This is a genomic window from Winogradskyella flava (assembly GCF_014243395.1).
Taxonomy (GTDB): domain Bacteria; phylum Bacteroidota; class Bacteroidia; order Flavobacteriales; family Flavobacteriaceae; genus Winogradskyella; species Winogradskyella flava.
The window spans coordinates 87,091-112,530 of record NZ_JACLCP010000002.1 but is presented as its reverse complement, the minus strand read 5'-3'; the positions used below and the strand labels follow the sequence as shown (position 1 = coordinate 112,530).

The window sequence follows — 25,440 nt, the reverse complement described above, 5'->3', positions numbered from 1 at the left end:
CCTAACTATTGAAAAGCATATTAGTACAATCGGTTCTCGATACAATTTTGATGCTCAAAATCACTCGAACTGACATTGTAACTATATAAACTTAAATGCGACAACCCATGATAAAAGGACTTTATGAAACACATCTCTTTGTAGAAAATCTTGAGCGTTCTATAGATTTTTATACAAACGTTATGGGATTGGAACTCTGTCGCGTCAACGACTATAGACCTACTGCATTTTTTTGGATAGGTGAACCCAAACAACAAATGCTAGGACTATGGGAAAAACCTAAAGATCAAATAGACATTAGACACTTTGCCTTTGAATGTGATCCTGACTGGGTATTGAATGAATCCATTGCTTTCTTAAAGCAACATAATCTTAATTTCTGGAACTTTTTACAGGATGGCAAGGAACAACCCATGGTCTTTTCTTGGATGCCAGCTATCGCCATTTATTTTAATGATCCTGATGGTCATGAACTGGAATTTATTGGCATTTTAGATGGTGACTCCAAACCCGTAAATACTGTTCTTTCTTATGAGGAATGGAAAGCCTTAGACTAAAACTAAAAACCAACCAATAACTATGAAAATTCGAGTTACACTATTCTTATCCCTTTGTTGGCTGTTAAACTATGCCCAAGATTTAAAAATCCCTGTGGATACCGCTTATGTCACTACTAATTCTGTAACCATAAAAGGCAAGCAGGTTAATTATAAGGCAGAAACTGGCTTTCAACCGGTTTGGGATGCCGATGGCAAGATGATCGCCTCCTTATACTACACCTATTACAAGCGTACTAACGATTCCAAAGGCAATAAGCGACCAATCATCTATTCTTTCAATGGTGGTCCTGGTTCGGCTTCGGTTTGGATGCATATTGCCTATACGGGTCCAAAAATTTTAAAGATCGATGATGAGGGTTATCCGATTCAGCCTTATGGCATTAAGGACAATCCAAATTCCATTTTGGATGTTGCAGATATTGTATTTATCAATCCTGTAAATACAGGGTATTCTCGTAAAGTTGCTGACAAGGATGGCAAAATGCCTGATGATAAATTGTTTTTTGGGGTGAATGCCGATATTAAATACCTAGCCGGTTGGATGAATACCTTCACCACACGTCATAACCGTTGGGAATCTCCCAAATATATCATTGGTGAAAGCTATGGCGGTACGCGCGTTATGGGTTTATCCTTAGAATTGCAGAACAGCCAATGGCTATACTTAAATGGTGTGATTTTGGTCTCTCCTGCAGATTATAAGGTGTTGCGTGTTGGAGGCCCTTTGTCGTCAAGCTTGAATTTGCCTTATTACACAGCAGCAGCTTGGTATCATAAGATGTTGGCACCAGAGCTTCAGAACAAGGACTTATTGGATATTTTACCAGAGGCCGAAGACTTTGCCGTTAACAAACTCATGCCAGCCCTTGCTAAAGGTGGTTTTATTTCAAGTGCTGAAAAACAAAACATTGCAAAGCAAATGAGTCATTATTCTGGTTTAACTGAAAAAGTGATTCTTCAAATGAATTTGGATGTACCCAATCGTTTCTTTTGGAAAGAACTCTTAAGGGATAAAACTGGTCAAACCATTGGCAGGTTAGACTCGAGATACATAGGCGTTGACAAGGTTGAAACCGGAACAAGTCCAGACTATAGTGCAGAACTCACCTCTTGGCTACATAGCTTTACACCTGCTATTAATTACTACATACAGAATGATTTAGGTTTTAAAACCGATGTAAAATACAATGTCTTTGGGAATGTCGGTAATTGGGACAGAACCAATGACAATACTAGAGAAAATCTTAGACAAGCTATGGCTCAAAATCCGTATTTAAAAGTCATGACCCAATCTGGTTATTACGATGGCGCAACCACCTATTTTTCAGCTAAATATTCACAGTGGCAGATAGATCCTAGCGGCAAGATGAAAGATCGCTTTTCATTTAAAGGCTACAGAAGTGGACATATGATGTATTTGCGCAATGAAGACTTAATAAAAGCCAATGATGATTTACGTGAGTTTATTGAAAGTTCGGCAGCCAATGGTAAGGCGGCTAAGTATTAATTGTATCATGCTGAAATCGAAGATTCAACTAAGTTAATTTAGTTCAGCATCTAGAGTAAGCAAATAATGATATAGATTCTGAAACAACACTTCGACACGCTCAGTGTAACAGTTCAGAATGACAAAACGTAAAAGGCTTCCAAATTGGAAGCCTTTTATTCTTTTATGAGATTCCTGCCTTCGCAGGAATTATATTATCCTTTTAACCAAGCAGATCTTGCTGCTTTTGGAGCTTCCGTAGCGTTTTCGGCTTCAACCAAAGTCTTACTGACAGCTTTCGCCTCCTCTAGCTTACCTTCTAGTTTTATGGCCTCTCCATCACGCTCTATATCCAAACTAAAGTCTTGACCAGCTTGCCATCCAAACATACCACCAATAACTTGCTGAGCATTTTGCAATGTTAAATCTTTGCCATTGACTTTCTTGATCACATCACCTGCCTGAACACCTTGAGATTTCCAGAACGAATTCTTTAATGCCATAGGTGAGAAGAAAATACCTTTATTTGGATCGCCATCAAAAATAATGTTTTGTCCACCTGCAAAAATATAGTTCGTTTTCACTTCAGATTCTCCTAACGTTAATCCCACCATTTCGAAAAACTCATTGTAGTTGATAGGCACATCGCCTTCAACATGAGTCCTTAAGAATTCACCCACGCTTGGATATGTCATTTCAGTGATTTCGGCAATCAAATTATCGTCTACAAATGGTTTTTCTTTTCCGTATTTTGCAGATAACTCTTTCATTAACGACAACATGCTTCTGTTACCATCACTTTCCTTACGCATTAAGATATCAATGCACATACCTATTAAGGCACCTTTCATGTATACGTTGTAATAGTTATCTGCATAAGGATCATCCAATACATTCTCACTCATAATGGTGAAACTCATAGCATCATCCAAGTTCTTTGATGTCGCAATTTTAGACATAATGGTATTGTAAAACTCATTGGGCTCTACTAGACCTTCGTACACTTGAAAATGTTGAGCAAAGTATTCCGTTACACCTTCATACATCCATAAATGCTTAGAGAATGTTGGTTTGTTATAATCGAAATAATGCACATCCTCAGAATGTACTGATAAAGGTGTTACAATATGAAAGAATTCATGCGCAACCACATCTACAATAGATGATGCCAAGCCTTCCTTACTTGAAGATTCTGGTAAGACCACAACTGTCGAAGTATGATGCTCTAATGCTCCAAACCCCTTTGGTGCTGTTTCTGAACCGTCAGATAAATACAGGTAAATATCGTAACGTGCTGTACTATTAACATCTCCTAAATACTCTTTTTGAGCTTGCATCATTTTATAAACCGTCTCTTTTTGACTTGCGGCCGTATGTACTTTGTTTGGGGAGTAAACACTCAATACAATCTTAATATCACCAACCATAAATTCTTCAACATCCAGCTTCCCATACATCATTGGATTATCGGTAATATCAAAATAACGTTCAGCAAAATAACTACTTGTTATAGCCTTACCGTCCGCACTGGATTTCATGCCTCTATCTTGTAATGCCGAAGTTCTAACAAATGTTGCTGGCGCAGTAACATCCAAGGCATATTGATTGTTCTTTAAAGAGTCGAAATAACCTATAAAGCCATGAAGATTTAACACATAGTTGTCTTCTTCAATATTAGTACCAGCTGGCGAAAATGGATTTTCTCCTCCTATGCCCCCTGAAGACTCGATATCGAATGTATCATTAACATAATACACCAACTTATCTAATTTTGTAGCCTCAGAAATCGTCCAAGTATTTGTATCTACATTAGTTACTTCAAGTTCATTGCCATCGTAATCCAATGCTTTTAAGTCATCTACATACTTTCCAAAATCACTTACGGAATATGTACCTTGTACGACTCTTGGTAATCTGTAAGTCACAGTTTCTGTGGTGAAACGTCCAGGGTTAATAGTTACTGGAACCTTGTCATCAACAACTGCTGTTAAATCCAATGCCGTTTCAATTGGATTGTTAACTGCTAGATCATCTACTTTTGGTTTTGCTGAACCACAGCCTACCAATAACACACTTAAGCCAAGAACGGCTATATAATTCTTCATGTTTTCTTGTTTAATTTTTTCTTTGACGCACAAAACTACAATCTGTTACCGCTTTAAATCTAAAGGTTTTGTTAAATTCGTGACATGTCACAAGCCCTAATTAGCATATTGATCCCTTTTAAGAACACGGAAGCCTTTATTCCCGAATGTGTAGAATCGATTGTTAATCAGACGTATAGCCATTGGGAAGCTATTTTTGTTGATGATAGTTCCGCTGATTTATCTTCTAGTATCATAGAAGCTTTTTCTAAACAAGACGATCGCTTAAAATACTTTAAAAACAATGGTAATGGTATCATTCCTGCATTACAGACCGCTTTTTCTAAATGCAAGGGCACCTATATAACTCGCATGGACAGTGATGATATTATGGTACCAAAAAGACTTGAAGTGATGGTAAATAGCTTAGAAACAAATGGCAGAAAGCATCTCGCTGTCGGACAGGTGAAATACTTTAGAGCAGATGGTGTGAGTGACGGTTATGCACGCTATGAACATTGGATCAACGATTTAACCAAAACTGGTAATAACTATGCTGAAATCTATAAAGAATGTGTGATTCCATCACCTTGTTGGATGTTACATCGTGATGATTTTATAAGCTGCAAAGGTTTCGAACCTAATCGTTATCCAGAGGATTATGATCTAACGTTTCGATTCTATAGGGCAAACTATACATGTATTCCTTGTGATCAAGTCCTACTCTACTGGCGCGACTATAGCTCTCGTACTTCAAGAACCCACGAGCATTATGCGATTAATTATTTCCTAGATATCAAGGTTCATTACTTTTTAGAGCTTGATTATGACATAAAAAGACCGTTAACCATTTGGGGCGCTGGAACTAAGGGCAAAACCGTTGCAAAGCTATTGATTGAAAAGGATATTCCATTTTATTGGATATGCGATAATCAAAAGAAAATCGGAAAAGATATTTATGGACAAGAGCTTTTAAATTTTGACTTTCTAAAACAACTTAGTGCCCCACAAAGTATCGTGACCGTTGCCAATGAAAGGGAACAGCAAGATATAAGGAATTACTTTGCTAAACATAATATGGAGTCTATGATTGATTATTTCTTTTTCTGTTAAAATTCTCAAAAGCGCAATAGCGTTATCCTTTTGCATTTTCTATATTTGGCTAAATAATAATCCTACGACACAGGAATGCAGTTTAAACATCCCGAATTATTCTACGCTCTATTTTTACTGGTCATTCCTATTCTCATTCATTTATTTCAATTACGCCGTTTCCAGAAAGTTCAGTTTACTAACGTAAAGTTTCTTAAGGCTGTTAAATTACAAACGCGTAAAAGCTCCCAATTAAAAAAATGGTTGACATTATTGTCTCGTATGCTACTTTTAGCCTCTACAATCATCGCCTTTGCTCAACCGTTTATTCCGAATACCGAAGAATTTAACGACACTCAAGAAACAGTAATTTATTTAGATAATTCCTATAGTATGCAGGCTAAAGGTAAAAATGGCACACTTTTAAATGAGGCCATTCAAGATATTATAAATACCTTGCCTGAAGACGAGCAAATCAGCCTTTTTACTAACGACCAAACCTTTAGAAACACCTCTGTTAAAGCGCTTAGAAATGATTTAATCCAGCTAAAGCATTCTTCAACTCAACTAAATTATGATGCCACCTATTTAAAGGGTAGGCAATTGTTTTCTAATAATGCTGATGCTACTAAAAATTTGGTACTAGTGTCTGATTTTCAGCAAAAAGGGAGTCCGTTGCGTTTTCAAGCGGATAGCTTAGTAAAACTCAATCTCGTACAACCAAAATCATCGTTAATTGCTAACGTTAGTATTGATAGCGTTTATGTTTCCAATGCAACTGCCGAAACATTGGATATCATGGTTGAATTATCCAATCAAGGAGAACCCATTGAAAATGTTACTATTTCATTGTTTAATGATGATGCACTATTAGCAAAAAGTGCTGTAGATATTGATGATAAGGCCGAAAGTACATTCACAATCCCTAACAACATCGTGATAAACGGAAAATTACTAGTAGAAGATTCCGGATTAGATTACGATAATATCTTCTATTTTAATATCAATACCAAGCCAAAAATTAAGGTTTTAACTATTAATGAAAATTCAGAAGACAAGTTCTTAAAACGCATTTATACCAATGATGAATTTGAGTATCAATCCTATAATCTTGATGCTTTGAATTTCAACTTAATTCCAGATCAAAATCTCATTATCTTAAATGAGCTTGAACGTATTTCGACAGCATTGCAAACAACCTTAAATTCGTATAAAAAAGATGGTGGAAATATTTTAATCATTCCTTTCAATAATATTAATTTAGAGTCTTATAATCAATTATTTAGAATTTTAAACAGTTCATCATTTAATGCGCTAAATAATTCTGAAAAAAGAATTACAACTATTAATTATAATCACCCGCTTTTGGCTAATGCATTTTATTCTAAAGTAAGCAATTTTCAATATCCAAAAGTGGAGCGTTTTTATAAGTTTTCTTCAAATTCCAATAGCGTATTAGCTTATGAAGATGGGAGCAGTTTCTTGTCTGGAAATTCTGGAGTATATACATTTTCTTCGGCTTTGAATGTGGATAATTCAAACTTTAAAAACTCACCTTTAATAGTACCTGTACTTTATAATATTGGGAAGCAGAGTTTAAAACTATCCCGATTGTACTACACCATCGGCCAACCAAATACGATAGCCATTGATGCTGTATTGGGACAAGATGATATTTTAACCTTAACATCAGATGACACTTCAGTTATTCCATTGCAAAAAACCTATAGTAATTCGGTAATCATGGAAACCGAGGATTATCCTAATACAGCTGGTATTTTGAATGTAAAAAACAAAGAACAAATCATACAGAATCTGAGTTTTAACCTTGACAGAAGTGAAAGCAATCATAATTATTATGACCTACAGGTATTTGATAATACTAATATCAACAATAGCTTAGCGACGACCATAGATAATATAAAAAGTAATACAAATGTTAATGCGCTATGGAAATGGTTTGTTATTTTTGCCATGATATTTCTACTTACAGAGATACTTCTACTAAAATATCTTAAATGAACGCACTCATAAAATCTGCAACCATAGTTGATTCTAAAAGTGATTTTCACAACGAGACGGTTGATATTTTAATTGAAAAAGGTCGTATTGCTAAGATTTCCAAACGAATTTCTAATCCGAATAATTACAGAGAAATTAAACTTGATAACCTCCATGTATCTCAAGGCTGGTTTGATAGTAGCGTATCTTTTGGAGAACCTGGTTTTGAAGAACGAGAAACTATTGATAATGGCTTAAAAACCGCAGCACAATCTGGATTTACTGCTGTTGCACTAAATGCCAACTCCAATCCTGTTATAGATAGCTATGCAGACATTACATTTGTAAAATCCAAGGCTCAAAATAAAGCAACTAGCCTCTATCCTATTGGTGCATTGACTAAAGCAAGTAATAGTGAGGATTTGGCAGAACTCTTTGATATGAAGAATGCTGGTGCGATTGCATTTTATGATTATCAGAAACCCTTAGACAATCCAAATCTTCTAAAAATTGCCCTGCAGTATGCGAGTAACTTTGATGGCTTGGTATGCTCATTTCCTCAGGAGTCAAGAATTTCTGGAACGGGCGTGGTTAATGAACACATTAATAGTACGCGATTAGGTTTAAAAGGAAATCCTGCTCTGGCCGAAGAACTTCAAATAGCTCGTGATTTATTCTTATTAGAATATACAGAGGGCAAACTTCATATTCCTACGATATCAACTGCTGCATCAGTGGAACTCATTAGAGCCGCGAAAGGAAAAAAACTAGATGTGAGCTGCAGTGTTGCCATACATAATTTGGTACTTACTGATGACTATCTAGATGGATTTGATACTAGATATAAAGTTTTACCGCCATTGCGAACGCAAAAAGATTGTGAAGCGCTTATCGATGGTTTAAAAGATGGCACCATAGATATGGTAACCACAGACCATAATCCAATTGATATTGAAGATAAAAAAATTGAGTTTGATTATGCCAAGTTCGGTACTATTGGACTAGAATCCGCGTTTGGTGCATTACAAACCATCTTTAGCACAAAGAAAAGTATAAGCCTGTTAACACAAGGCAAACAACGATTTAGCGTTAATGAATCAACGATAAGTGAAGGAGCGATTGCTGATCTAAGTTTATTTAATCCAGACGCAGATTACCAATTTAGTAAATCGGACATTACCTCAAGATCAAAAAATAGTGCTTTCTTAGGCATGACGCTAAAAGGCAAAGTTTACGGCATCATTGCCAATAATAAAATTGTTTTAAAATAATGGATCAGAATACTATTGATGAAGGTAAAACTTATGCATTAGTAGCATATCTTACACTTATCGGAACTTTAATAGCTTTCTTTATGAATCAGGAAAAGCGCAATGATTTTACTTCATTTCACATAAGACAAGCGCTAGGTCTTGGCTTATTATACATAGCCATTGGTTACATAGTGAGCAGCTTGGATAGTATGATGGTCAGTATGTCTTTTTGGGTATTTTTTTCGGTTCTATTTCTTTATGGCTTATTCGGAGCCATAACCGGTAAGCTTAATAAAATTCCTATTCTAGGTGACTTTTTTCAAAATTTATTTAAATCCGTTGGACAATAACCAATGACCGATTTACATTACATTACAAGACCTTCGACGTTAAAAGAAAACGCGCCTTTACTCATTATGTCCCATGGTTATGGTAGTGATGAGAATGACCTGTTTTCATTTGCTTCAGAATTACCGGAGGAGTTATTTATCATTTCGCTGAGAGCACCTTACCAAATGCAACCCTATGGAAATGCATGGTATGCCATTAATTTCGATGCCGTACAGGGCAAATGGAGTGATGATGAGCAAGCTAAAGGTTCCGTAGCTAAGATAGCTGACTTTATAGATTATGCTTGCCAGACCTATCCAATAAACCCTGACAATGTTACATTATTAGGCTTTAGCCAAGGTACAATTTTAAGTTACGCTGTTGCACTAAATCATCCCAAGAAAGTCAAAAATATCGTCGCCTTAAGTGGATATATTAATGAAGATATTCTTCCGGATCGCATTGATGATCAAGATGTTTCTCACTTAAACTTTTTCTGTTCACATGGTTCTGTAGATCAGGTAATACCTGCAGATTGGGCAAGAAAAGCAACAGGATTCCTGAGTGCATTAAACATTAATCACATTTATAAAGAATATCCTGTTGGCCATGGTGTAGCTCCTCAAAATTTCTATGATTTTAAGGATTGGCTGGTAAAATATATTTAGACAGTTTGAAGTAATCCCGCCTCTATTAATTCTTTTTATTTGTTTCGATTTTTAGATTGTGGTATATTTTACTTATAGATCACATTTAAAATTACTTCTTTTGTTCTTAATATTCATTTGTAATATTTTTCAATTCGATATATATAGCTTCATTATTTATTTAATCAATCCTAAAAATAATTTTAAACGTACAATTTTCTTTACAGATTGATAAACCTGTTGTTTATATTTTGCATCATTTTCCATTTCATCGAGAATTAAATGGATGGTTTTAGTTTCGTCAATTGGCATCAATAACATATCATTGCCCGCTTTAGATGCAAGTAAAGGTGCATTCTCAATTATAGTAACAGCTTTCATAATATTTAGAGCATCTGTGATAACAATTCCTTTAAAGCCTAACTCTTTCTTTAAGAGACCTGTTACTATGTTTCTCGAACAACTTGCTGGAAGTCCATCTGTATTGTATTTTGGATTATTGGTTATTGTAATATGAGCCATCATTATAGATATAACACCTGCATCAATGAGTGGTGGATATACGTCTAACTCTTGTAATTGACCATCTATATAGACAGATTTTTTATGTGTATCACCTTTTACCAAACCGTGACCCGGAAAGTGTTTTGCTGTTGATACAATCCCTTGTTCTTGTGTTGTATTAATAAACTGTTTGCTCAATTGAATTACTATATCTTTGTCATTTCCGAAACTTCTATTTTTAATAGCTTCGTTTTGTGGACTAACGTCTACAACTGGTGCGAAATTTTGACGAAACCCAATATTAAGCAAATGATGACTTATAATTCTTGCAATAGAATCGGATTGGTTAGTAGTTTTAATATCAATTGTATTAATTAGTAGGTCGGTTCCTTTTAACCTACCGTCGAATAAGCTCGGTTCTGCATCAATTGAATATAACAATGGCAAATGCTTTTGTGAATCATTGATTGAATTAAGGCTATCAATTAATCTTTTATGACTTTCTTTTGTGCCTTTAAGAAACACAACTCCTCCAATTTTATTCTGTTTGGCTAAATTAAGAACTACACTTTCTGGTTTACCTAACTCTCCTGCAGAAGTCACAATCATTTGTGCTACTCGTGTAGTATCATTCAATGAATGAAAAATTTCATCAACCTTGTGCTCAATAACTGGATCATAATTATAAAAATTTTGCAATTTGTTCGATTGCCCTTTTGCAGATGAGAAAACGGTTAATGCAAAGGTCGTTGCAAGTAATAATTTGAACATATTAATTATTTGATGTATCTACGTCAATAGTTTTTATTCTTGTTCTAATTAAAAAATTGCTCTTTAGTTTATAACTCCATGTCGTTGCATCATATTCTAGAAAATTAATGCTATCACAATCTTTTGATATTTTCATTTCCATAGTAATTTCTCTATGACCAAATTTTATATCTAAATTATCACATTCACGTTCTTCAGAAGTTGATATTACTTCCAAATTCTCTGATATGTCATTCATCCATTGGTAATGAGAGAAATAATATTCTTCATTAAAGATGAGGAATATTTTTTTTAGATCGTAAATAAGAATTCCTTTAAATGTTTCACTGAAGCCACCTCCAAGACCTGAATGACCATTAATATCACTCCAATAAACTACTAATTCTTTATAGTTTTTTCCATTTATTTGAATTTGCTTTGTAGTAGTAACAGAACCACTAAAACCTTCTGGCAATAGGTCAAAAACTAAAAACTTACACCCTTTTTTTATGGCTATAACTTCTGCATTACCATGATTTGTTAAAATAAAGGCTTTTGGCTTGGTAAGCGTGTCAATAATTTTTAAGCCTAAAGATTCAATTGAATCAACCGTTTTAAATTTTATAGTTTGAAACTTTATTGTATCAACCTTTACCTGTCCATAACTTATTATAGATGTTAAGAACAGTAATATATAAAGGTGTTTTTTCATTTTATCAATTTTACGATTGTATTGTGAAAAGTATTCTCAACTGCATTCAAAATGTTTTTAGGCTATCAAAAAATAGTTCTTCTTTCTGTCCTGAATATACTAATCTTTGCACATCATCAAATCATTTTTTATTTAGCACATTATCACATAAAAAAGCGCTTATCATATAATTAAAAGAAAGACAATCTACTAAAATAATACTCACCTAAGTTGTTAAGAAGCGCTCATTGGCAACTATCTTTGTTTTAGCACTAAACCGCAATTATTTTTATTCGGTGTTGCACAACGTTTTTACTTGTTCTTTTGTTCCGTAATAGTTTGTAGTTCTTCTTCCACGATTTCTATTTCAGCGACATTGCTTTTTTGTTCCACAATAGTTTGTAGTTCTTCTTCTGCGATTTCTATTTCAGCAACATTGCTTTTATGTTCCGTAATTGTTTGTAAATTGTCTTCCGTAATGTTTTTTTTGTCAGAATTATTATTTTCCGAACAAGAGTAAAAAAATAGACCGATTAGTCCTAAAGTAATTAATTGTGTTTTCATAATTTATTGTTTTTAAATTGGTTAAAAAATTATTTCTTAATATCTATCATTAAAAATTGTTTCGGTTTTCCTGAAATGTTGTACAACTTGGTTTAAAAGCTATATATTATTTGTAAGTCCCTTTATTGTTAGTCTAAAAGTGCTGGTAATATGTATTCAATCATCATTTTATCAACATTATCATGGGCTCTTGGGCTATTATAAGCAGAGGATGTGATGACTACAACAAATGGGATATCTTTAAATATAAAAATCTTATTTCCTCCCATACCATTACAATAAGAAACTTCATAATCTTTATTACTTATCGAAAAAACTTTGTTCCAAAATAAATAGCCATAATAACCTTTATCTAAAGATTGCTCTATTTGTTTGTCTAAACTTTTTTCTACCCATCGCTCGGTCAAAATTTGTTTACCATTCCAAATTCCTTTGTTTTTATATAATTGACCATATTTTGCAAAATCAATTGCCCTTAGTCTAATTCCGCCAGCAGTATTACCAACTTTTTGTGGTGTATATTCCCACTGATAATTTGTAATACCAAGAGGTGCAAATAATTTTTTATCGGCATAATTAACCAGTCCTTTAGGAACCGATTTATCAATTATATCTCCAAGAACTACTGCACCTGCAGTAAAATATGCAAAATCTTTCCCAACTTTTGTGTCTTTTTTCATTGGTAAGTCTAGTGCAAATTTGACCCAATTATTTGTAGGATACATATTCTCTTCATTCCCTGGATTGTTCTTATCATTATCATCTCCATTAAACCCTGAACTCATTGTTAAAAGAGATTTCAGGGTGACTAAATCTTTTTTGGAACTGTAGTTTTTGAATGATTTTAAATCATAAAAATCTTTTAATAATGCATTTTCACTAGTAATATAATTTTCTTCAATAGCAACTCCCAACATTGTAGAAGCAATTGATTTTCCTACAGATCTTGGATCGTGTAAACTACTTCTATTTTCACCATTAAAATATTCTTCTATTAAAAGCTTATTTTCTTTTATAACCACAATTCCGTTGATATTCTCAAAACGACCTTCTGCAACTTTTCTATTTAAAGCTTCAATTTTGTCGCTATTGAAATTATCTTTGGATAATTCCCATCCACTATTTGGTTGTATTTTCTGGATTGAAATTAGACTTTCATCAACTGGTATTTGAGCAGCATCTATATCAATATTCCCTTTAGCTAAAAGTGTTCCTACTTTTAATTCATTTTGTTTGATGTAAGGTCTCAACTCTATACTTAAAGAATGATTACCTGTGCTCAGTAAATCTTCTCCACCGCCCAATTTCATAAACTTCATCCACATAAACCAACCCCAAAAATCTAATTGTTTTGGTGCTGCTAAGCGTATTACGTGATTAAGTTGTTCAGTCTTAGACACTCTTAAACCTGCACCTTTATCTAGGTTTTCTACATAGACTATTTCTCCATCAACTAGGAATGAGAATTGAAAGTTCCCTGTCTCTAATAATTGCTCTTGCGATAAGTTTGGTTCTAATAATTGAAGACTTTCAATGAGAGGCCTGTCTAAAATAAAATGGATATTTAGAAATTCATCTTTGTTTAGAGTAAAGTTGTTTATGTAATTATTTGGTGTAAGTTTAGTTTTTTCAATGTCAATTTTTGAAAAGTATAAGTTCTCGATTTCTTTTGCTTTAGAGTTTTTGTGTGTTGTGTCTTCTATACTCGCACAAGATATTATTAAACAAGCAAGAAGTACTAAACAATAATTTAATTTCATAATTTTTGATTTGATGAATATGAAGCAAAATTACTGCTATTAATAACACCATAATTGTATATAATTAACATTTAAGAGATTTGTTTCAATAACTTTGAAGGTGTTGAGTTGTAAACGGATTTGAAGCTTGAAACGAAATGACTTTGGTCGTAAAACCCACATTCATAACAAATTTCTGTCATAGAAAACTTTTTTGAAGTTAATAAACAAAATGCTTTATTGAGTTTTAGAAGTCTAATATAGTTTCCTAGATTAGTGCCAAAATATCTACTAAATTCTCTGGATAAGTGAATTGGGTGTATTTCTAAAATTGAACTTAAATTTTTTAACGAATAATCCATTTCTTCTTCTAAAATAAGCTCTTGAAGTTTTTTTACCCAAATAGGCTTTTTCGAACTTCTATGGTTTGTTTTATTTACAGAGTTAAAAATATTAACCAAAGATGTATCAATGCTTAAGTTGGAATAATGGTCGTTAATTTTAGATTCAATGAATATTTTGTTAATTGAATTTTTAATTACTGGGCTTTTCAAATTAATGCTACCTTCAAAGTCAACAGTTTTTATGTCATAATTTGAAAACCAATTCTCATATAATTCAATATGAAAGCCCCTTGTAAATTCGTCTGGTTTAATATTATAATGAGCATCTTGCCAATTATGGAACAAAAGGCTTCCTGGTTTTAAATAATAAGACTCTTTTTTATTAGATTCAAATAATTTGCCTTGAAGCAGATAGGTAAAATATGCATTCTCATGATAATGCCAATCTACTTTACTATGCGTATATTCAGTATCAGTAATTATAATATTTTCAAAAGTTGATTTTTGGTAATGTGTACCGTAAAACTCTCCTTTTTTTAGTTTATGCATAGTGTTCTTTTTGCTTGTTACCAACGTCCACTGTGCGTGGTGTAGTGAGGCGAGCCTAACGTTTAGCCATTGTTGCCCCTCATTGGCTATACACGCTTATGTTATAGTTTTGTTTGATATTACCGTAGACTCGATTAATATACGATTAATTGGCGAGGTACCATAAACAGCATACGATGATATGTAATTAGTAGGAAGTCAGTGTTTTGAAAACGCCATTCTACATACCGTAGTCAATTACATATCATTGATCTTGTGTATAATTTCATTACGTGTTTAAGCACTAAAGTATAAATAAATCAAAGATAGAAAGTCCGAAAGGACTATCGTTATTAGCCTCTTATTAGCAATGAATTACACACGTTACAAGCCAACATTTATCTCCATTTCTCGTCTAATTCCTTAAAATTTCATTCATAAAATAGCGTAAACGCTTTAAGCCCATCTTCTTTAGTTCTCTTAGGAATTATACTACAAAAATCTCTATCATCATAATCATATGTCAAGAGTCCAAACCATTCTGTTTTTATTCAAGTTATGGGTCTTTCATAACAAACATAAAACTCATACTCATCTAAATCTCCAGCTACTGATACAAATACTCCATCACCTTTATCGTCTTCAATGTTCAATGAAGGTGAGCAATGTATCTGATTTTCATTCACGTCAAGTTGAAGCCTAAATAAGTCAGCCCATAGAAAATTCTTGAATTTGTCAATAAATTCATCCTTGACCAATAATTGCTAATTTACCAAATAAGATTTCAATAGATGAGATTCCGAATATTTTAGTTTCAATTCCTCCAAATGACACACAACTGTTATTTACCGACTAGTTTCAACCAATTTTTGGATACATAAAATATTCCGCCAATTTATACTTTAGGTCATTATTTTCATCTACTTCATAGGTCACAAAAATTTCGCCCCAATGCTGGCCATCAGTGAAATTAGCTATAATCCATTTATGATTTAAAAGTCTCACTTTATTAATAACCAATTTAGAACCTGTCATAGACACGTAAGGCACAATAGGATGATCATCGCCTTCATAGTTATTCATATTATAAAGCCCCTCGATAATAGCAGGTATCAGTTTGTCCGTGCTATAACCTTGAGCTTCAAAATACTCCAAAGCATCTTCATTTCTATCCATACTGAAGTAGCTGAGCTCAAAATTGCGGTCATCCAATTCGGCAATTGTCTTTTCTTGATCAGCCATTTTAGTCTTATACGTTTTTATATCTTTTTCGTATTTATCAATGATATTTTTTGAATTGACATATTGAAAAATAATCAGCAAGGCCGAAAAAATAAATAAATACATAAAAATTCTACTCTTCATCTCTTTTAAATGTTTATTTCTAAGTTATCGTAAGCTAAAAAAACGTTTTCTGGTAAATTTTGTTGTACGTTGTCATGGAATCCCAAATGATGGCTAATATGAGTCAGATAGGCGCGTTTAGGCTTAACTTCACTGATAAAATCCAAAGCTTCCTCCAAATTAAAGTGTGATGGATGCGGTTTTTCTCTCAAGGCGTTAACTACCAAAACATCAAGATTACGAAGTTTATCTACTTCCTTATTCTTTAAGGTTTTCATGTCCGTTAGATATGCAAAATCCCTAAATCGAAATCCAAATACTTGTAGCGCATTGTGATGGCCCTTAACAGGAACAACTTCTAAATCACCGATGGTAAAAGGTTTATTCTTTATTCTTTTCTGAATCACATTTGGTGCTCCAGGATATTTGTTTTCTGTTTTAAATATGTAATCGAAGCGTTTTCGTAAAGCCTTGAGAACACGCTTATGCGCATAGATTGGAATATCACCTTGTTTGAAAAAAAACGGTCTAATATCATCCAAGCCCATAGTATGGTCTGCATGTTCGTGTGTGAAGATGATACCATCAATTCTTGAAACTTTCGCGTTAAGCATCTGTTGTCTAAAATCAGGACCGCAATCTACTACAATGCTATAATTATCCCATTCGACTAGAACAGAAACACGCAATCTTTTGTCCTTAGGATTATCACTTAAACATACGGGATGATCACTCCCTATAATTGGAATTCCTTGTGACGTTCCTGTACCCAAAAATGTTATTTTCAACAGTATTAAGTTTAGAACAAAAATAAGTTTATTTTTTTGTATGCAATCCTAATTTAATACCTTTGTTGGGCTTGTAAATCCCAAGTGCTATGAAAGAAATCACATATAAAGGCGACACGGAATTTGAGAATATTCCATCACTAAAAGATAAAGCCTTGCGCATTAATCTTAATGCAGATATTTATGGCACCTTTGCCGAAATTGGTGCAGGTCAAGAAACCGTACGTCATTTTTTTAGAGCAGGTGGTGCTTCTGGTACTATTGCTAAAGCCATGTCAGCCTACGACAAAGATTTTAGCGATGCCATATATGGTATAGAAGATGATAGACGCTATGTAACTGAAGCTAGACTTCGTAAAATGTTAAATCACGAAGTTGGTTTAATGGAACAGCGCATTACTCGAGAAAATAATCCGAATAAAATATTCTTTTCTTATGCAAATACTGTTGCAACTATAGATTTTGCAAAAAAATACAAAGGTCATGGATGGGTTGGTATAAAATACCAAGTGGCACCAGACCAAGAATATAATGAGATTGTAATTCATATTCGTTTTAAAGAAACGGATGCACGCTTGCAACAAGAAACTCTAGGTAAGCTAGGAACAAACTTGATATACGGGGCTTTTTATAAATACAATCAACCTAGAAAATTATTACGCTATTTATACGACCATCTGGATAAAGATCAGTTAGAAATCGATACTATTAATTTCTCTGGTCCAGCTTTTAAAGATGTTGATAATAGATTAATGAGTTTGCAACTGGTTAAAAATGGAATGACAGATGCCGTGATGTTTGCGCCTGATGGCAATAACGTTTTACCAGCTCGCGTACTTTACAAAAAGAATATATTAGCGCTTAGAGGTAGTTTCAGACCTGTTACCAAGGTGAATATGGATATGTTCCAGAAATCGTACGACATGTTCATTAAAGAAAATAAGGTAGATAAAGAGCGGACACAGGTTATTTTTGAAATTACCTTATCCAATCTTAGAGCTGAAGGGAAAATCGATGAGCAAGATTTCATGGACAGAGCAAAACTTTTGTGCTCACTAGGCCAAACCGTTTTGATATCCAATTTTCAAGAATACTATAAACTTGTTGAATATTTCTCGCAATATTCTAAAAACCGCATGGGACTTGCCATGGGTGTCAATAATCTCGTGGATATTTTTGACGAAAAATACTACCGTCATTTAAGCGGTGGTATTTTGGAAGCATTTGGAAAACTATTCTATAAAGATTTACGTGTGTATCTCTACCCTATGCAAAACGAAGATGGTAGCTTGACCACTAGTGAAAATCTTAAAGTACATCCGCGTATGAAGGAGCTTTACAAATTTTTCAAGTACAACGGTAAAGTTGTGGATATTACCGATTTTGACGCTTCTAACCTTTCCGTATTCTCAAGAACTGTATTGAAAATGATTGCTGAAGGCAAAGATGGCTGGGAAGAAATGCTTCCTGAAGGTGTCGCCAATTTAATTAAGGAAAAAAGTTTATTTGGGTGTGAATCTGAAGAAGTAATGCATAAGAGCTAGTCTTTTAATATATCTTATGAAGAAGATTACGCTTGTATTACTGTTCTTACTTTACAACATATTTAGTAATTCCCAAAATGTTAGTAAAATATTTCCTCCTGATGGTTATGGATTAAGTGAACAAGAAATGAGACCTCATTATTTTGATAGTGAGAGCAGTACTTTATTTTGCAGCACGAAGATATACAATGACACTCAAAGCAGATTCGAAAATCATATCGTCTTACATAACACAACAGATGGCACAAATCAATTAATTGATAGTTTTTTCGCCACTTCTAATGTTGATTGGATTAATTTTAAATCATTTACAAGGTATAACGACTTTTTGTTTTTTGATTTTGGTAAAAAACTATTCAGATACAATTTTATTACTCAGGTTTTTGATACTTTTTTAGAAGTAACGAATTTGAGTGGGTTTGATATTGTTGGTGACTACTTGTTTTACTACACTCCTGGCAATGTAACAATTATGAATTTAAGTAGCGAACAGGTGGTTACTACATATAATGCAGCCTATCTTGATGCCTTTTATATTAACGGTAATGATATATACTTTTATGAAGCAGACTTTGGTTTTTCTGGAACAAAAGTTTATCAATTAGTAAGGTATAACACCTTAACTAATAGTTTTAATACTCTATTTTCAAATAGTTTTAGCTCTAATTTTTCAATTGTTAGAAGAAGTAATGTTGTAAGACTAGGAGACCATCTTATTTACACCATTAATACGTCAAGCAATACTGCTAGTTATGTCTCGATAGATATTACCAATAATAGTATAAATTCAGATTTTACTTTTAATGTTACTTCTCAGTTTCAAATACCTGCACCATTTTTAATCAATAATGAAGTTTTCATTGCTCTAGATGATGAGACTTTTGTTTCTAATGGTTCCACTCCACCTGCGTTGACAACTTTAGGACGACTTACTGGTTCGCCATTGATGACATCCAATTCATTGTTCAATGAAGAGCTATATAGAGTTATTGACAGAGATAACGTTGGTGCTGAAATCTGGAAAACGAACGGTCAAACAGTAGAATTGTTGAAAGATATAATTCCAGGATCTGAAGGTGGAATGTCTACATTTTCTAGCGGAATCATTCATAATAACAAATTATATTTCGCCAACGAGCAAGATGTTATTTTCGAATCCGATGGAACGAACATTGGAACACTTCCATTGTACAGCGCTGACTTATTTACATATGTTACAGTGCCACTAATTGCAGATAATGCCAATAACATATATTATTACGGAGAATCTCCTACTTTAGGAAATGGTCTTTTTAAACTAACAACTGAGTCCTTGTCAGTAAATGAATTAGAATTGGATTCAGTTTCAGTAAGTTTTTATCCAAACCCGGCTTCAACAATAATAAAATTTAACGCACCAATTGACTATGTTACCGTATATAATTTAGAAGGCAAGGTAGTATTATCAACTTCAAACACTGACCAATTAAATATTTCAGAATTAGAGAGTAACACCCTGTACTTAATGACTTATGAGGTGGGTTCTAGATACTATCACAAAAAATTGGTTGTTAAGCCTTGAAGCCACTTTATTTGTGATAAATGACAAATAAATACTGAAACTAATCAGTTAAGATCTGCTCTGCATGCGCCTTAGTCTTCACTTTTGTAATCACATCTTCTAAAATACCATCTTCGTCAATAACAAAAGTTGTTCTGTGAATGCCATCGTATTCTTTTCCCATAAACTTTTTAGGTCCCCAAACACCAAAAGCTTCAATAACAGCTTTATCCTCGTCTGCTAGCAATGGATATTGAAAACCATACTTGTTTTTAAAATTAGATTGACGCTTGGCACTATCTGCACTGACACCCAAAATCTCATAGCCTTGTGTTTTAAATTTATCGTAATTATCATTTAAATTACAAGCTTCAGCAGTACAGCCAGGTGTACTTGCCTTTGGATAAAAGAAAACCACTAGCTTTTTACCCTTATAATCCGATAATGAAATGGTATTACCTTGCTCATCTTTTGCTGAAAAATCTGGTGCCTTATCTCCTACTTTTAAATGCGTCATATTGTTTAAATTTGTGTTTCTGTAAAAATACGATGAATGACTAAGCAAGAAAAGGTACAATTTGTTATAAATACGTTAAATCAACTCTACCCTGAAATTCCGATTCCGCTAGATCATAAGGATCCTTACACATTGCTCATTGCTGTTTTAATGTCAGCACAAAGCACTGATGTTCGTGTCAATCAGATTACACCTCTTTTATTTGAGCACGCAGATAATCCTTACGATATGATTAAATTAAGCGTAGAGGAAATCAGGGAAATTATAAAACCTGTTGGTTTGTCTCCTATGAAAAGTAAAGGTATTCATGGATTATCGCATATATTAATTGACAAACATGATGGTAAAGTGCCTCAAACGTATGAAGAACTAGAGGCCTTACCTGCTGTTGGGCATAAAACGGCCGCAGTCGTATTGTCCCAAGCTTTTGGAATTCCGGCGTTTCCTGTAGACACACACATTCATCGTTTAATGTATCGCTGGAATTTAACCAATGGAAAAAATGTAGTGCAAACAGAAAAAGATGCTAAACGTCTATTCCCTGAAGAACTTTGGAACGATCTACACTTGCAAATCATTTGGTATGGTAGAGAATACTCCCCAGCTCGTGGTTGGAATTTAGACAAAGACATAATTACTAAGACCATTGGCAGAAAATCGGTGTTGGATGATTATTTCAAAAAGAAAAAGTAAGGACTTTTGGTATAATTGTTGTTATATAGATGAGAAACTATCCAAAATGAAAAAATCAGCTATACTTGTATTAGCAATCCTGCTATCTTCTTGCATTCCGACCAAGATTGCGCCGAAATTCAAAAATCAAGATTATAAGGTCATCTCGGCAAGAAAGTTTAAGAAGAAATTACCACGTGAAACTTCTTTTATTTTTAAAGACCCAAAAGATGCTGATGAGTTTTATAATTATATCAATACAAAATTCCAACTAAAAGATATAAACGTTGACAACAACGTAGAATTTCAAATTAATAACAACTCTTATTATTTATCATTTAGGGAAACTGAAATACAGGACAAAAGTTTAAATTTACCATTGGTAGTCATAGATGCTAAACGCGAACAAAATGGAAATGATCCTTTGTTTGAAGACAACTATGTATCTAGGCAGGGGCATTGGTATCTAATACTCACAGTCTATGATGAAAATATTGAAAACTGTTTAGTTGATGATCACCCAATGAAATCCTCTATTCTTCAATATTTAAAAGATTTAAAACAAGAATACCTCACAACGCATAATTACGAAGAGTTGTTATTCGAAAAAAAATCCTGATGTTTTAGTATCAGGATTTCTTTCCAACTTAATTTAGAAGTGCTTCAAACTTCAATTTATTATAATTTATAACACTTAAAGCCTTTGAATAATTCAAAAGGAAACTCACGGTTTCATCTTTTGGTTTTAGGTTGCCATTTTTTGGGGAAGCGCTAGAGTAAATTTTTGCCATATCAATAATTTATGATTTATTATATGACAATAACGCACCCTAAAACTCTTTATTGTATTAGTTGGTTAAAACTATATTATTTTGCTCTATGACCTTACGCATATTAATCAGTGCGTAGCGCATTCTACCTAAGGCTGTATTAATACTCACACCTGTGCGCTCAGAGATTTCCTTAAAACTCATATCCTGGTAAATACGCATCATGAGCACTTTCTTTTGGTCTTCAGGTAATTCCTCAATAACGCGTCTTACATCGCATTCTACCTGATCCTTGATCATACTTTTCTCCGCGTTAAGACTAGAGTCACTTAATACTGAGAAAATACTGAATTCACCTGCATTATCAAATTTTGGCATACGGCTGTTCTTTCTAAAATGGTCAATAACCAAATTATGCGCTATACGCATCACCCATGGTAAAAATTTACCTTCCTCATTATATTTCCCAAGCTTTAAGGTTCTGATGACCTTAATAAAGGTATCCTGAAAAACATCTTCAGTAATATCTCTATCATAAACTTTCGAATAAATAAAGCTATAGATTTTCTGTTTGTGACGACCTATCAAAATAGATAGTGCACTCTCGTCTCCTTTAATGTAGTTGCTAACCAACTCTGCGTCTTGGATAAGTTCTTTTTTCATAATATTACTCTTAGTAGCAAGAAAATGGATTCTTGTCAAGGGGTTAAATGTTCTAAAGTAATATTATGCTATACGCAGATGTGTTTTAAATGATTATGTGGTAAATATAACAACAATCATTCCGAAAAAACAAAAAAAGTTACCAAATTTTAACATTTTATCGGATAAAATGTTCCTTTAATAGATAAAATAGTTATAGTATCTTTGCAAAATTACACTCTCAAAAAATCCTATGAACACTACTGTTTTAGACGTAAACCCTAAAGAAAATATCATCATAAAAGGTGCAAAACTGCACAATCTTAAAAATATTGATGTTGTTATTCCCAGAAATAAGTTAGTGGTAATTACTGGATTATCTGGTTCAGGAAAGTCGAGTTTGGCCTTTGACACCTTATATGCAGAGGGTCAAAGACGCTATGTAGAGAGCCTTTCGAGCTATGCGCGTCAGTTTTTAGGTCGATTGAATAAACCTAAAGTCGATTACATTAAGGGTATTGCGCCTGCCATAGCCATTGAACAAAAGGTAAATTCTACCAATCCACGTTCAACTGTTGGAACTACCACAGAAATTTACGATTATCTAAAACTGTTGTTTGCGCGAATTGGCAAGACCTACTCACCTATTTCTGGTGAGTTGGTTAAAAAGCATACGGTTACCGATGTCATTACCTATATTTCGAAATTTGAGGAAGGTGCTAAACTTTTGCTCCTATCTCCCATAATTCTTGAAGAAGGAAGAACCGTTGAAAACAAACTACAAACCTTACAGCAACAAGGTTATGCAAGAATAAAGTATAAAGACGATGTTCTAAGAATCGATGATGCCCTGAAACAAGCCATTTCATCCGACAAGGATCTCTTTTTAGTAGTCGATAGAATTGTTTATAAAGATGATGAAGATTTCTTAAATCGACTTGCAGATGCCATTGAAACTGCTTTTTTTGAAGGTGTTGGTACATGTATTATTCAGTCTCTCTCGGATAATAAGCACGCGGCTTTCAATAATAAGTTTGAATTGGATGGCATGGCCTTTCTAGAGCCAAACGCGCATCTATTTAGCTTCAATAATCCTTATGGTGCATGCCCAAAGTGTGAAGGCTATGGTGATGTTATTGGGATTGATGAGGATTTGGTAGTACCCAATACAGCGCTATCTGTTTTCGAAAATGCCGTTTTTCCGTGGAGGGGTGAAAGCATGAGTTGGTATCGCGATCAGTTAGTGAACAATTCACATAAATTCGAATTCCCCATCCACAAACCCTATTTTGAATTAAGTGAACAGCATAAAGCTTTAATCTGGACAGGAAATGAATATTTTGAAGGTCTAGATAGTTTCTTTGCCGAACTAGAATCCAAAGCCTATAAGATTCAGAATCGTGTGATGTTATCGCGTTATCGTGGTAAGACCAAATGTAATGTTTGCAAAGGCAAACGTTTACGTGACGAAGCAAACTATGTAAGAGTAAACAATGCTACTATTACTGATTTAGTGGATTTACCATTAAATGAATTAGCAGACTTCTTCAAAAACCTTGAATTGAACGCCTACGATACGAAAATCGCTAAACGCTTACTTACAGAAATCAATACAAGATTAGAATTTCTTTCTAACGTTGGGTTGAATTACTTAACATTAAACAGAAAATCAAACACATTATCTGGCGGAGAAAGTCAGCGTATTAATTTGGCAACATCTCTTGGAAGTAGTCTTGTGGGCTCTATGTACATATTGGACGAACCGAGTATTGGCTTGCACCCAAAAGACACGGAACGCTTAATAACTGTTTTAAAATCACTTAGAGATTTGGGCAATACCGTCATCGTAGTCGAACATGATGAAGACATTATGAAAGCCGCGGATGAGATTATAGACATTGGTCCAGAAGCAGGAACATTTGGCGGAGAGATTGTGGCTACTGGAGATTTTAAAGATATTTTGGTTTCAGATACGTTAACTGCTAAATATTTAAATGGTCAGCTTGAGATTAAGATACCTGAAAAGCGAAGAACGTCGAAATATAATATAGAGATTCTTGGTGCTCGGGAAAACAATCTGAAGAATATTGATGTGACATTCCCTCTTGAAATGTTAACTGTTATTACAGGAGTTTCTGGAAGTGGCAAAAGTACCTTGGTAAAAAAGATTTTGTTTCCAGCCATTCAGAAAAAATTAACTGGATTTAGTGATAAAGCCGGACAGTTTACAGAAATGAAAGGCAACCACAGTAACATTCAACATGTAGAATTTGTAGATCAAAATCCTATTGGACGTTCATCACGCTCCAATCCAGTAACTTATATCAAGGCTTATGATGATATACGAGCTTTATTTGCTTCTCAAAAATTAAGCAAAATACGAAACTACCAAGCCAAACACTTTAGTTTTAATGTAGATGGTGGGCGCTGCGAAACTTGCAAAGGCGAAGGTGAAGTAACCATAGAAATGCAGTTTATGGCAGATGTTCACTTAACATGTGATACTTGTAGTGGCAAACGCTTTAAAAAGGAAGTTCTTGAAGTAGTGTTTGAGGGGAAATCCATCGATGGTATTTTAAATATGACCATCGATGATGCCATTGACTTCTTTAAGACCTATAAGCAAACTAAAATTCAGAATAAATTGCAACCCCTTCAAGATGTAGGTTTAGGTTATGTTACATTAGGTCAGTCCTCCTCTACGCTTTCTGGTGGTGAGGCACAACGTATTAAGTTAGCCACATTTCTGGGCAAAGGTAGTAAAAGTGATAATGCGCTTTTTATATTCGATGAACCTACTACAGGACTGCATTTTCATGATATCCAAAAGTTGCTAAAATCGTTTCAAGCACTAATCGCTAAAGGACATTCCATCATTGTAATTGAACATAATATCGATTTGATTAAATGTGCAGATTATATCATTGATCTAGGTCCAGAAGGCGGAAAACACGGCGGACATTTAGTAGCTCATGGAACACCTGAAGAAATTGCTTCAGATAAAGATTCAGTCACTGGTAAATATCTTGAGGGGAAATTATGATCTGCCT

The 25,440-nt window shown here is 34.0% G+C and carries 24 protein-coding genes; 12 read left to right on the top strand and 12 right to left on the bottom strand.

Annotated features, from left to right (window positions below; all coding sequences use genetic code 11):
- The first annotated feature begins 107 nt into the window (after positions 1-107).
- Together H7F21_RS07645 and H7F21_RS07640 are read left to right on the top strand one after the other, a co-directional pair.
- Positions 108-557, top strand: coding sequence for a VOC family protein (locus tag H7F21_RS07645; RefSeq protein ID WP_185788683.1), 450 nt, complete (start codon positions 108-110; stop codon positions 555-557).
- A gap of 22 nt (positions 558-579) precedes the next feature.
- Positions 580-2,067, top strand: a complete 1,488-nt coding sequence (locus H7F21_RS07640) for a S10 family peptidase (RefSeq protein WP_185788682.1) — start codon at positions 580-582, stop codon at positions 2,065-2,067.
- Positions 2,068-2,261: 194 nt separating this feature from the next.
- Here H7F21_RS07640 and H7F21_RS07635 read toward each other — a convergent pair whose 3' ends face one another.
- On the bottom strand, positions 2,262-4,151 hold the full coding sequence (locus tag H7F21_RS07635) for a M61 family metallopeptidase (RefSeq protein WP_185788681.1): 1,890 nt from the start codon (positions 4,149-4,151) through the stop codon (positions 2,262-2,264).
- Between the two features lie 84 nt (positions 4,152-4,235).
- Here H7F21_RS07635 and H7F21_RS07630 point away from each other — a divergent pair, with 84 nt between their 5' ends.
- The 5 genes from H7F21_RS07630 to H7F21_RS07610 all read left to right on the top strand — a co-directional run bounded on the left by H7F21_RS07630 (position 4,236) and on the right by H7F21_RS07610 (position 9,474).
- A complete protein-coding gene (locus H7F21_RS07630; RefSeq protein ID WP_185788680.1) occupies positions 4,236-5,243 on the top strand; it encodes a glycosyltransferase family 2 protein in 1,008 nt (335 codons plus the stop codon).
- Between the two features lie 75 nt (positions 5,244-5,318).
- Positions 5,319-7,244, top strand: a complete 1,926-nt coding sequence (locus H7F21_RS07625) for a BatA domain-containing protein (RefSeq protein ID WP_185788679.1) — start codon at positions 5,319-5,321, stop codon at positions 7,242-7,244.
- A complete protein-coding gene (locus H7F21_RS07620; protein ID WP_185788678.1) occupies positions 7,241-8,494 on the top strand; it encodes a dihydroorotase in 1,254 nt (417 codons plus the stop codon). The genes H7F21_RS07625 and H7F21_RS07620 overlap by 4 nt, the downstream gene beginning before the upstream one ends.
- The gene (locus H7F21_RS07615) at positions 8,494-8,826 is read left to right on the top strand and encodes a DUF4870 domain-containing protein (RefSeq protein ID WP_185788677.1); all 333 of its coding nucleotides are present in this window, start codon (positions 8,494-8,496) and stop codon (positions 8,824-8,826) included. Before H7F21_RS07620 ends, H7F21_RS07615 begins: the two co-directional genes overlap by 1 nt.
- 3 nt (positions 8,827-8,829) lie before the next feature.
- Positions 8,830-9,474, top strand: coding sequence for an alpha/beta hydrolase (locus H7F21_RS07610; protein ID WP_185788676.1), 645 nt, complete (start codon positions 8,830-8,832; stop codon positions 9,472-9,474).
- A 156-nt stretch (positions 9,475-9,630) separates the two neighbouring features.
- On the opposite strand, the gene H7F21_RS07605 is transcribed toward H7F21_RS07610, so the two are convergent.
- From H7F21_RS07605 to H7F21_RS07570, 8 genes are all read right to left on the bottom strand, one after another.
- Complete coding sequence (locus H7F21_RS07605) at positions 9,631-10,728, bottom strand: glycoside hydrolase family 3 N-terminal domain-containing protein (RefSeq protein WP_185788675.1); 1,098 nt, start codon at positions 10,726-10,728, stop codon at positions 9,631-9,633.
- Position 10,729: 1 nt separating this feature from the next.
- On the bottom strand, positions 10,730-11,419 hold the full coding sequence (locus H7F21_RS07600) for a hypothetical protein (protein WP_185788674.1): 690 nt from the start codon (positions 11,417-11,419) through the stop codon (positions 10,730-10,732).
- 291 nt (positions 11,420-11,710) lie between these two features.
- Positions 11,711-11,962 carry a hypothetical protein gene (locus tag H7F21_RS07595; RefSeq protein ID WP_185788673.1) on the bottom strand — a complete coding sequence of 84 codons (252 nt, stop codon included), beginning with the start codon at positions 11,960-11,962 and terminating at the stop codon, positions 11,711-11,713.
- Between the two features lie 128 nt (positions 11,963-12,090).
- A complete protein-coding gene (locus H7F21_RS07590) occupies positions 12,091-13,722 on the bottom strand; it encodes a serine hydrolase domain-containing protein (protein WP_185788672.1) in 1,632 nt (543 codons plus the stop codon).
- 71 nt (positions 13,723-13,793) lie between these two features.
- On the bottom strand, positions 13,794-14,594 hold the full coding sequence (locus H7F21_RS07585) for a helix-turn-helix domain-containing protein (RefSeq protein WP_185788671.1): 801 nt from the start codon (positions 14,592-14,594) through the stop codon (positions 13,794-13,796).
- A gap of 530 nt (positions 14,595-15,124) precedes the next feature.
- Positions 15,125-15,331, bottom strand: a complete 207-nt coding sequence (locus H7F21_RS07580; protein WP_185788670.1) for a hypothetical protein — start codon at positions 15,329-15,331, stop codon at positions 15,125-15,127.
- Positions 15,332-15,431: 100 nt separating this feature from the next.
- A complete protein-coding gene (locus H7F21_RS07575) occupies positions 15,432-15,938 on the bottom strand; it encodes a hydrolase (protein WP_246431446.1) in 507 nt (168 codons plus the stop codon).
- A 5-nt stretch (positions 15,939-15,943) separates the two neighbouring features.
- On the bottom strand, positions 15,944-16,705 hold the full coding sequence (locus tag H7F21_RS07570; protein WP_185788669.1) for an MBL fold metallo-hydrolase: 762 nt from the start codon (positions 16,703-16,705) through the stop codon (positions 15,944-15,946).
- Between the two features lie 89 nt (positions 16,706-16,794).
- On the opposite strand from H7F21_RS07570, the gene H7F21_RS07565 reads away from it, so the two are divergent.
- Both H7F21_RS07565 and H7F21_RS07560 read left to right on the top strand, forming a co-directional pair.
- Entirely contained in the window at positions 16,795-18,249 is a 1,455-nt protein-coding gene (locus H7F21_RS07565; protein WP_185788668.1) for a TonB-dependent receptor, read from the top strand.
- A 16-nt stretch (positions 18,250-18,265) separates the two neighbouring features.
- Positions 18,266-19,810 (top strand): T9SS type A sorting domain-containing protein, encoded by a 1,545-nt coding sequence (locus H7F21_RS07560; protein WP_185788667.1) that lies wholly within the window; start codon positions 18,266-18,268, stop codon positions 19,808-19,810.
- A 40-nt stretch (positions 19,811-19,850) separates the two neighbouring features.
- Here H7F21_RS07560 and bcp read toward each other — a convergent pair whose 3' ends face one another.
- Positions 19,851-20,306: a thioredoxin-dependent thiol peroxidase gene (gene bcp, locus H7F21_RS07555; RefSeq protein WP_185788666.1), complete on the bottom strand. Its 456-nt coding sequence runs from the start codon at positions 20,304-20,306 to the stop codon at positions 19,851-19,853.
- 36 nt (positions 20,307-20,342) lie between these two features.
- Between bcp and H7F21_RS07550 the strand changes: the two genes are divergently transcribed.
- Complete coding sequence (locus tag H7F21_RS07550; protein ID WP_185788665.1) at positions 20,343-20,999, top strand: endonuclease III domain-containing protein; 657 nt, start codon at positions 20,343-20,345, stop codon at positions 20,997-20,999.
- Positions 21,000-21,045: 46 nt separating this feature from the next.
- A complete protein-coding gene (locus H7F21_RS07545) occupies positions 21,046-21,597 on the top strand; it encodes a hypothetical protein (RefSeq protein WP_185788664.1) in 552 nt (183 codons plus the stop codon).
- A gap of 28 nt (positions 21,598-21,625) precedes the next feature.
- On the opposite strand, the gene H7F21_RS07540 is transcribed toward H7F21_RS07545, so the two are convergent.
- Both H7F21_RS07540 and H7F21_RS07535 read right to left on the bottom strand, forming a co-directional pair.
- Complete coding sequence (locus H7F21_RS07540; protein WP_185788663.1) at positions 21,626-21,769, bottom strand: hypothetical protein; 144 nt, start codon at positions 21,767-21,769, stop codon at positions 21,626-21,628.
- Between the two features lie 57 nt (positions 21,770-21,826).
- Positions 21,827-22,411 carry an RNA polymerase sigma factor gene (locus tag H7F21_RS07535; protein WP_185788662.1) on the bottom strand — a complete coding sequence of 195 codons (585 nt, stop codon included), beginning with the start codon at positions 22,409-22,411 and terminating at the stop codon, positions 21,827-21,829.
- 232 nt (positions 22,412-22,643) lie between these two features.
- On the opposite strand from H7F21_RS07535, the gene uvrA reads away from it, so the two are divergent.
- Positions 22,644-25,433 (top strand): excinuclease ABC subunit UvrA, encoded by a 2,790-nt coding sequence (gene uvrA / locus H7F21_RS07530; RefSeq protein WP_185788661.1) that lies wholly within the window; start codon positions 22,644-22,646, stop codon positions 25,431-25,433.
- Positions 25,434-25,440: the final 7 nt, after the last annotated feature.

Coding starts and splice junctions, on each gene's coding strand:
- H7F21_RS07645 (WP_185788683.1), top strand. CDS start 108: ATGATAAAAGGACTTTATGAAACACATCTCTTTGTAGAAAATCTTGAG.
- H7F21_RS07640 (WP_185788682.1), top strand. CDS start 580: ATGAAAATTCGAGTTACACTATTCTTATCCCTTTGTTGGCTGTTAAAC.
- H7F21_RS07635 (WP_185788681.1), bottom strand. CDS start 4,151: ATGAAGAATTATATAGCCGTTCTTGGCTTAAGTGTGTTATTGGTAGGC.
- H7F21_RS07630 (WP_185788680.1), top strand. CDS start 4,236: ATGTCACAAGCCCTAATTAGCATATTGATCCCTTTTAAGAACACGGAA.
- H7F21_RS07625 (WP_185788679.1), top strand. CDS start 5,319: ATGCAGTTTAAACATCCCGAATTATTCTACGCTCTATTTTTACTGGTC.
- H7F21_RS07620 (WP_185788678.1), top strand. CDS start 7,241: ATGAACGCACTCATAAAATCTGCAACCATAGTTGATTCTAAAAGTGAT.
- H7F21_RS07615 (WP_185788677.1), top strand. CDS start 8,494: ATGGATCAGAATACTATTGATGAAGGTAAAACTTATGCATTAGTAGCA.
- H7F21_RS07610 (WP_185788676.1), top strand. CDS start 8,830: ATGACCGATTTACATTACATTACAAGACCTTCGACGTTAAAAGAAAAC.
- H7F21_RS07605 (WP_185788675.1), bottom strand. CDS start 10,728: ATGTTCAAATTATTACTTGCAACGACCTTTGCATTAACCGTTTTCTCA.
- H7F21_RS07600 (WP_185788674.1), bottom strand. CDS start 11,419: ATGAAAAAACACCTTTATATATTACTGTTCTTAACATCTATAATAAGT.
- H7F21_RS07595 (WP_185788673.1), bottom strand. CDS start 11,962: ATGAAAACACAATTAATTACTTTAGGACTAATCGGTCTATTTTTTTAC.
- H7F21_RS07590 (WP_185788672.1), bottom strand. CDS start 13,722: ATGAAATTAAATTATTGTTTAGTACTTCTTGCTTGTTTAATAATATCT.
- H7F21_RS07585 (WP_185788671.1), bottom strand. CDS start 14,594: ATGCATAAACTAAAAAAAGGAGAGTTTTACGGTACACATTACCAAAAA.
- H7F21_RS07575 (WP_246431446.1), bottom strand. CDS start 15,938: ATGAAGAGTAGAATTTTTATGTATTTATTTATTTTTTCGGCCTTGCTG.
- H7F21_RS07565 (WP_185788668.1), top strand. CDS start 16,795: ATGAAAGAAATCACATATAAAGGCGACACGGAATTTGAGAATATTCCA.
- H7F21_RS07560 (WP_185788667.1), top strand. CDS start 18,266: ATGAAGAAGATTACGCTTGTATTACTGTTCTTACTTTACAACATATTT.
- bcp (WP_185788666.1), bottom strand. CDS start 20,306: ATGACGCATTTAAAAGTAGGAGATAAGGCACCAGATTTTTCAGCAAAA.
- H7F21_RS07550 (WP_185788665.1), top strand. CDS start 20,343: ATGACTAAGCAAGAAAAGGTACAATTTGTTATAAATACGTTAAATCAA.
- H7F21_RS07545 (WP_185788664.1), top strand. CDS start 21,046: ATGAAAAAATCAGCTATACTTGTATTAGCAATCCTGCTATCTTCTTGC.
- H7F21_RS07540 (WP_185788663.1), bottom strand. CDS start 21,769: ATGGCAAAAATTTACTCTAGCGCTTCCCCAAAAAATGGCAACCTAAAA.
- H7F21_RS07535 (WP_185788662.1), bottom strand. CDS start 22,411: ATGAAAAAAGAACTTATCCAAGACGCAGAGTTGGTTAGCAACTACATT.
- uvrA (WP_185788661.1), top strand. CDS start 22,644: ATGAACACTACTGTTTTAGACGTAAACCCTAAAGAAAATATCATCATA.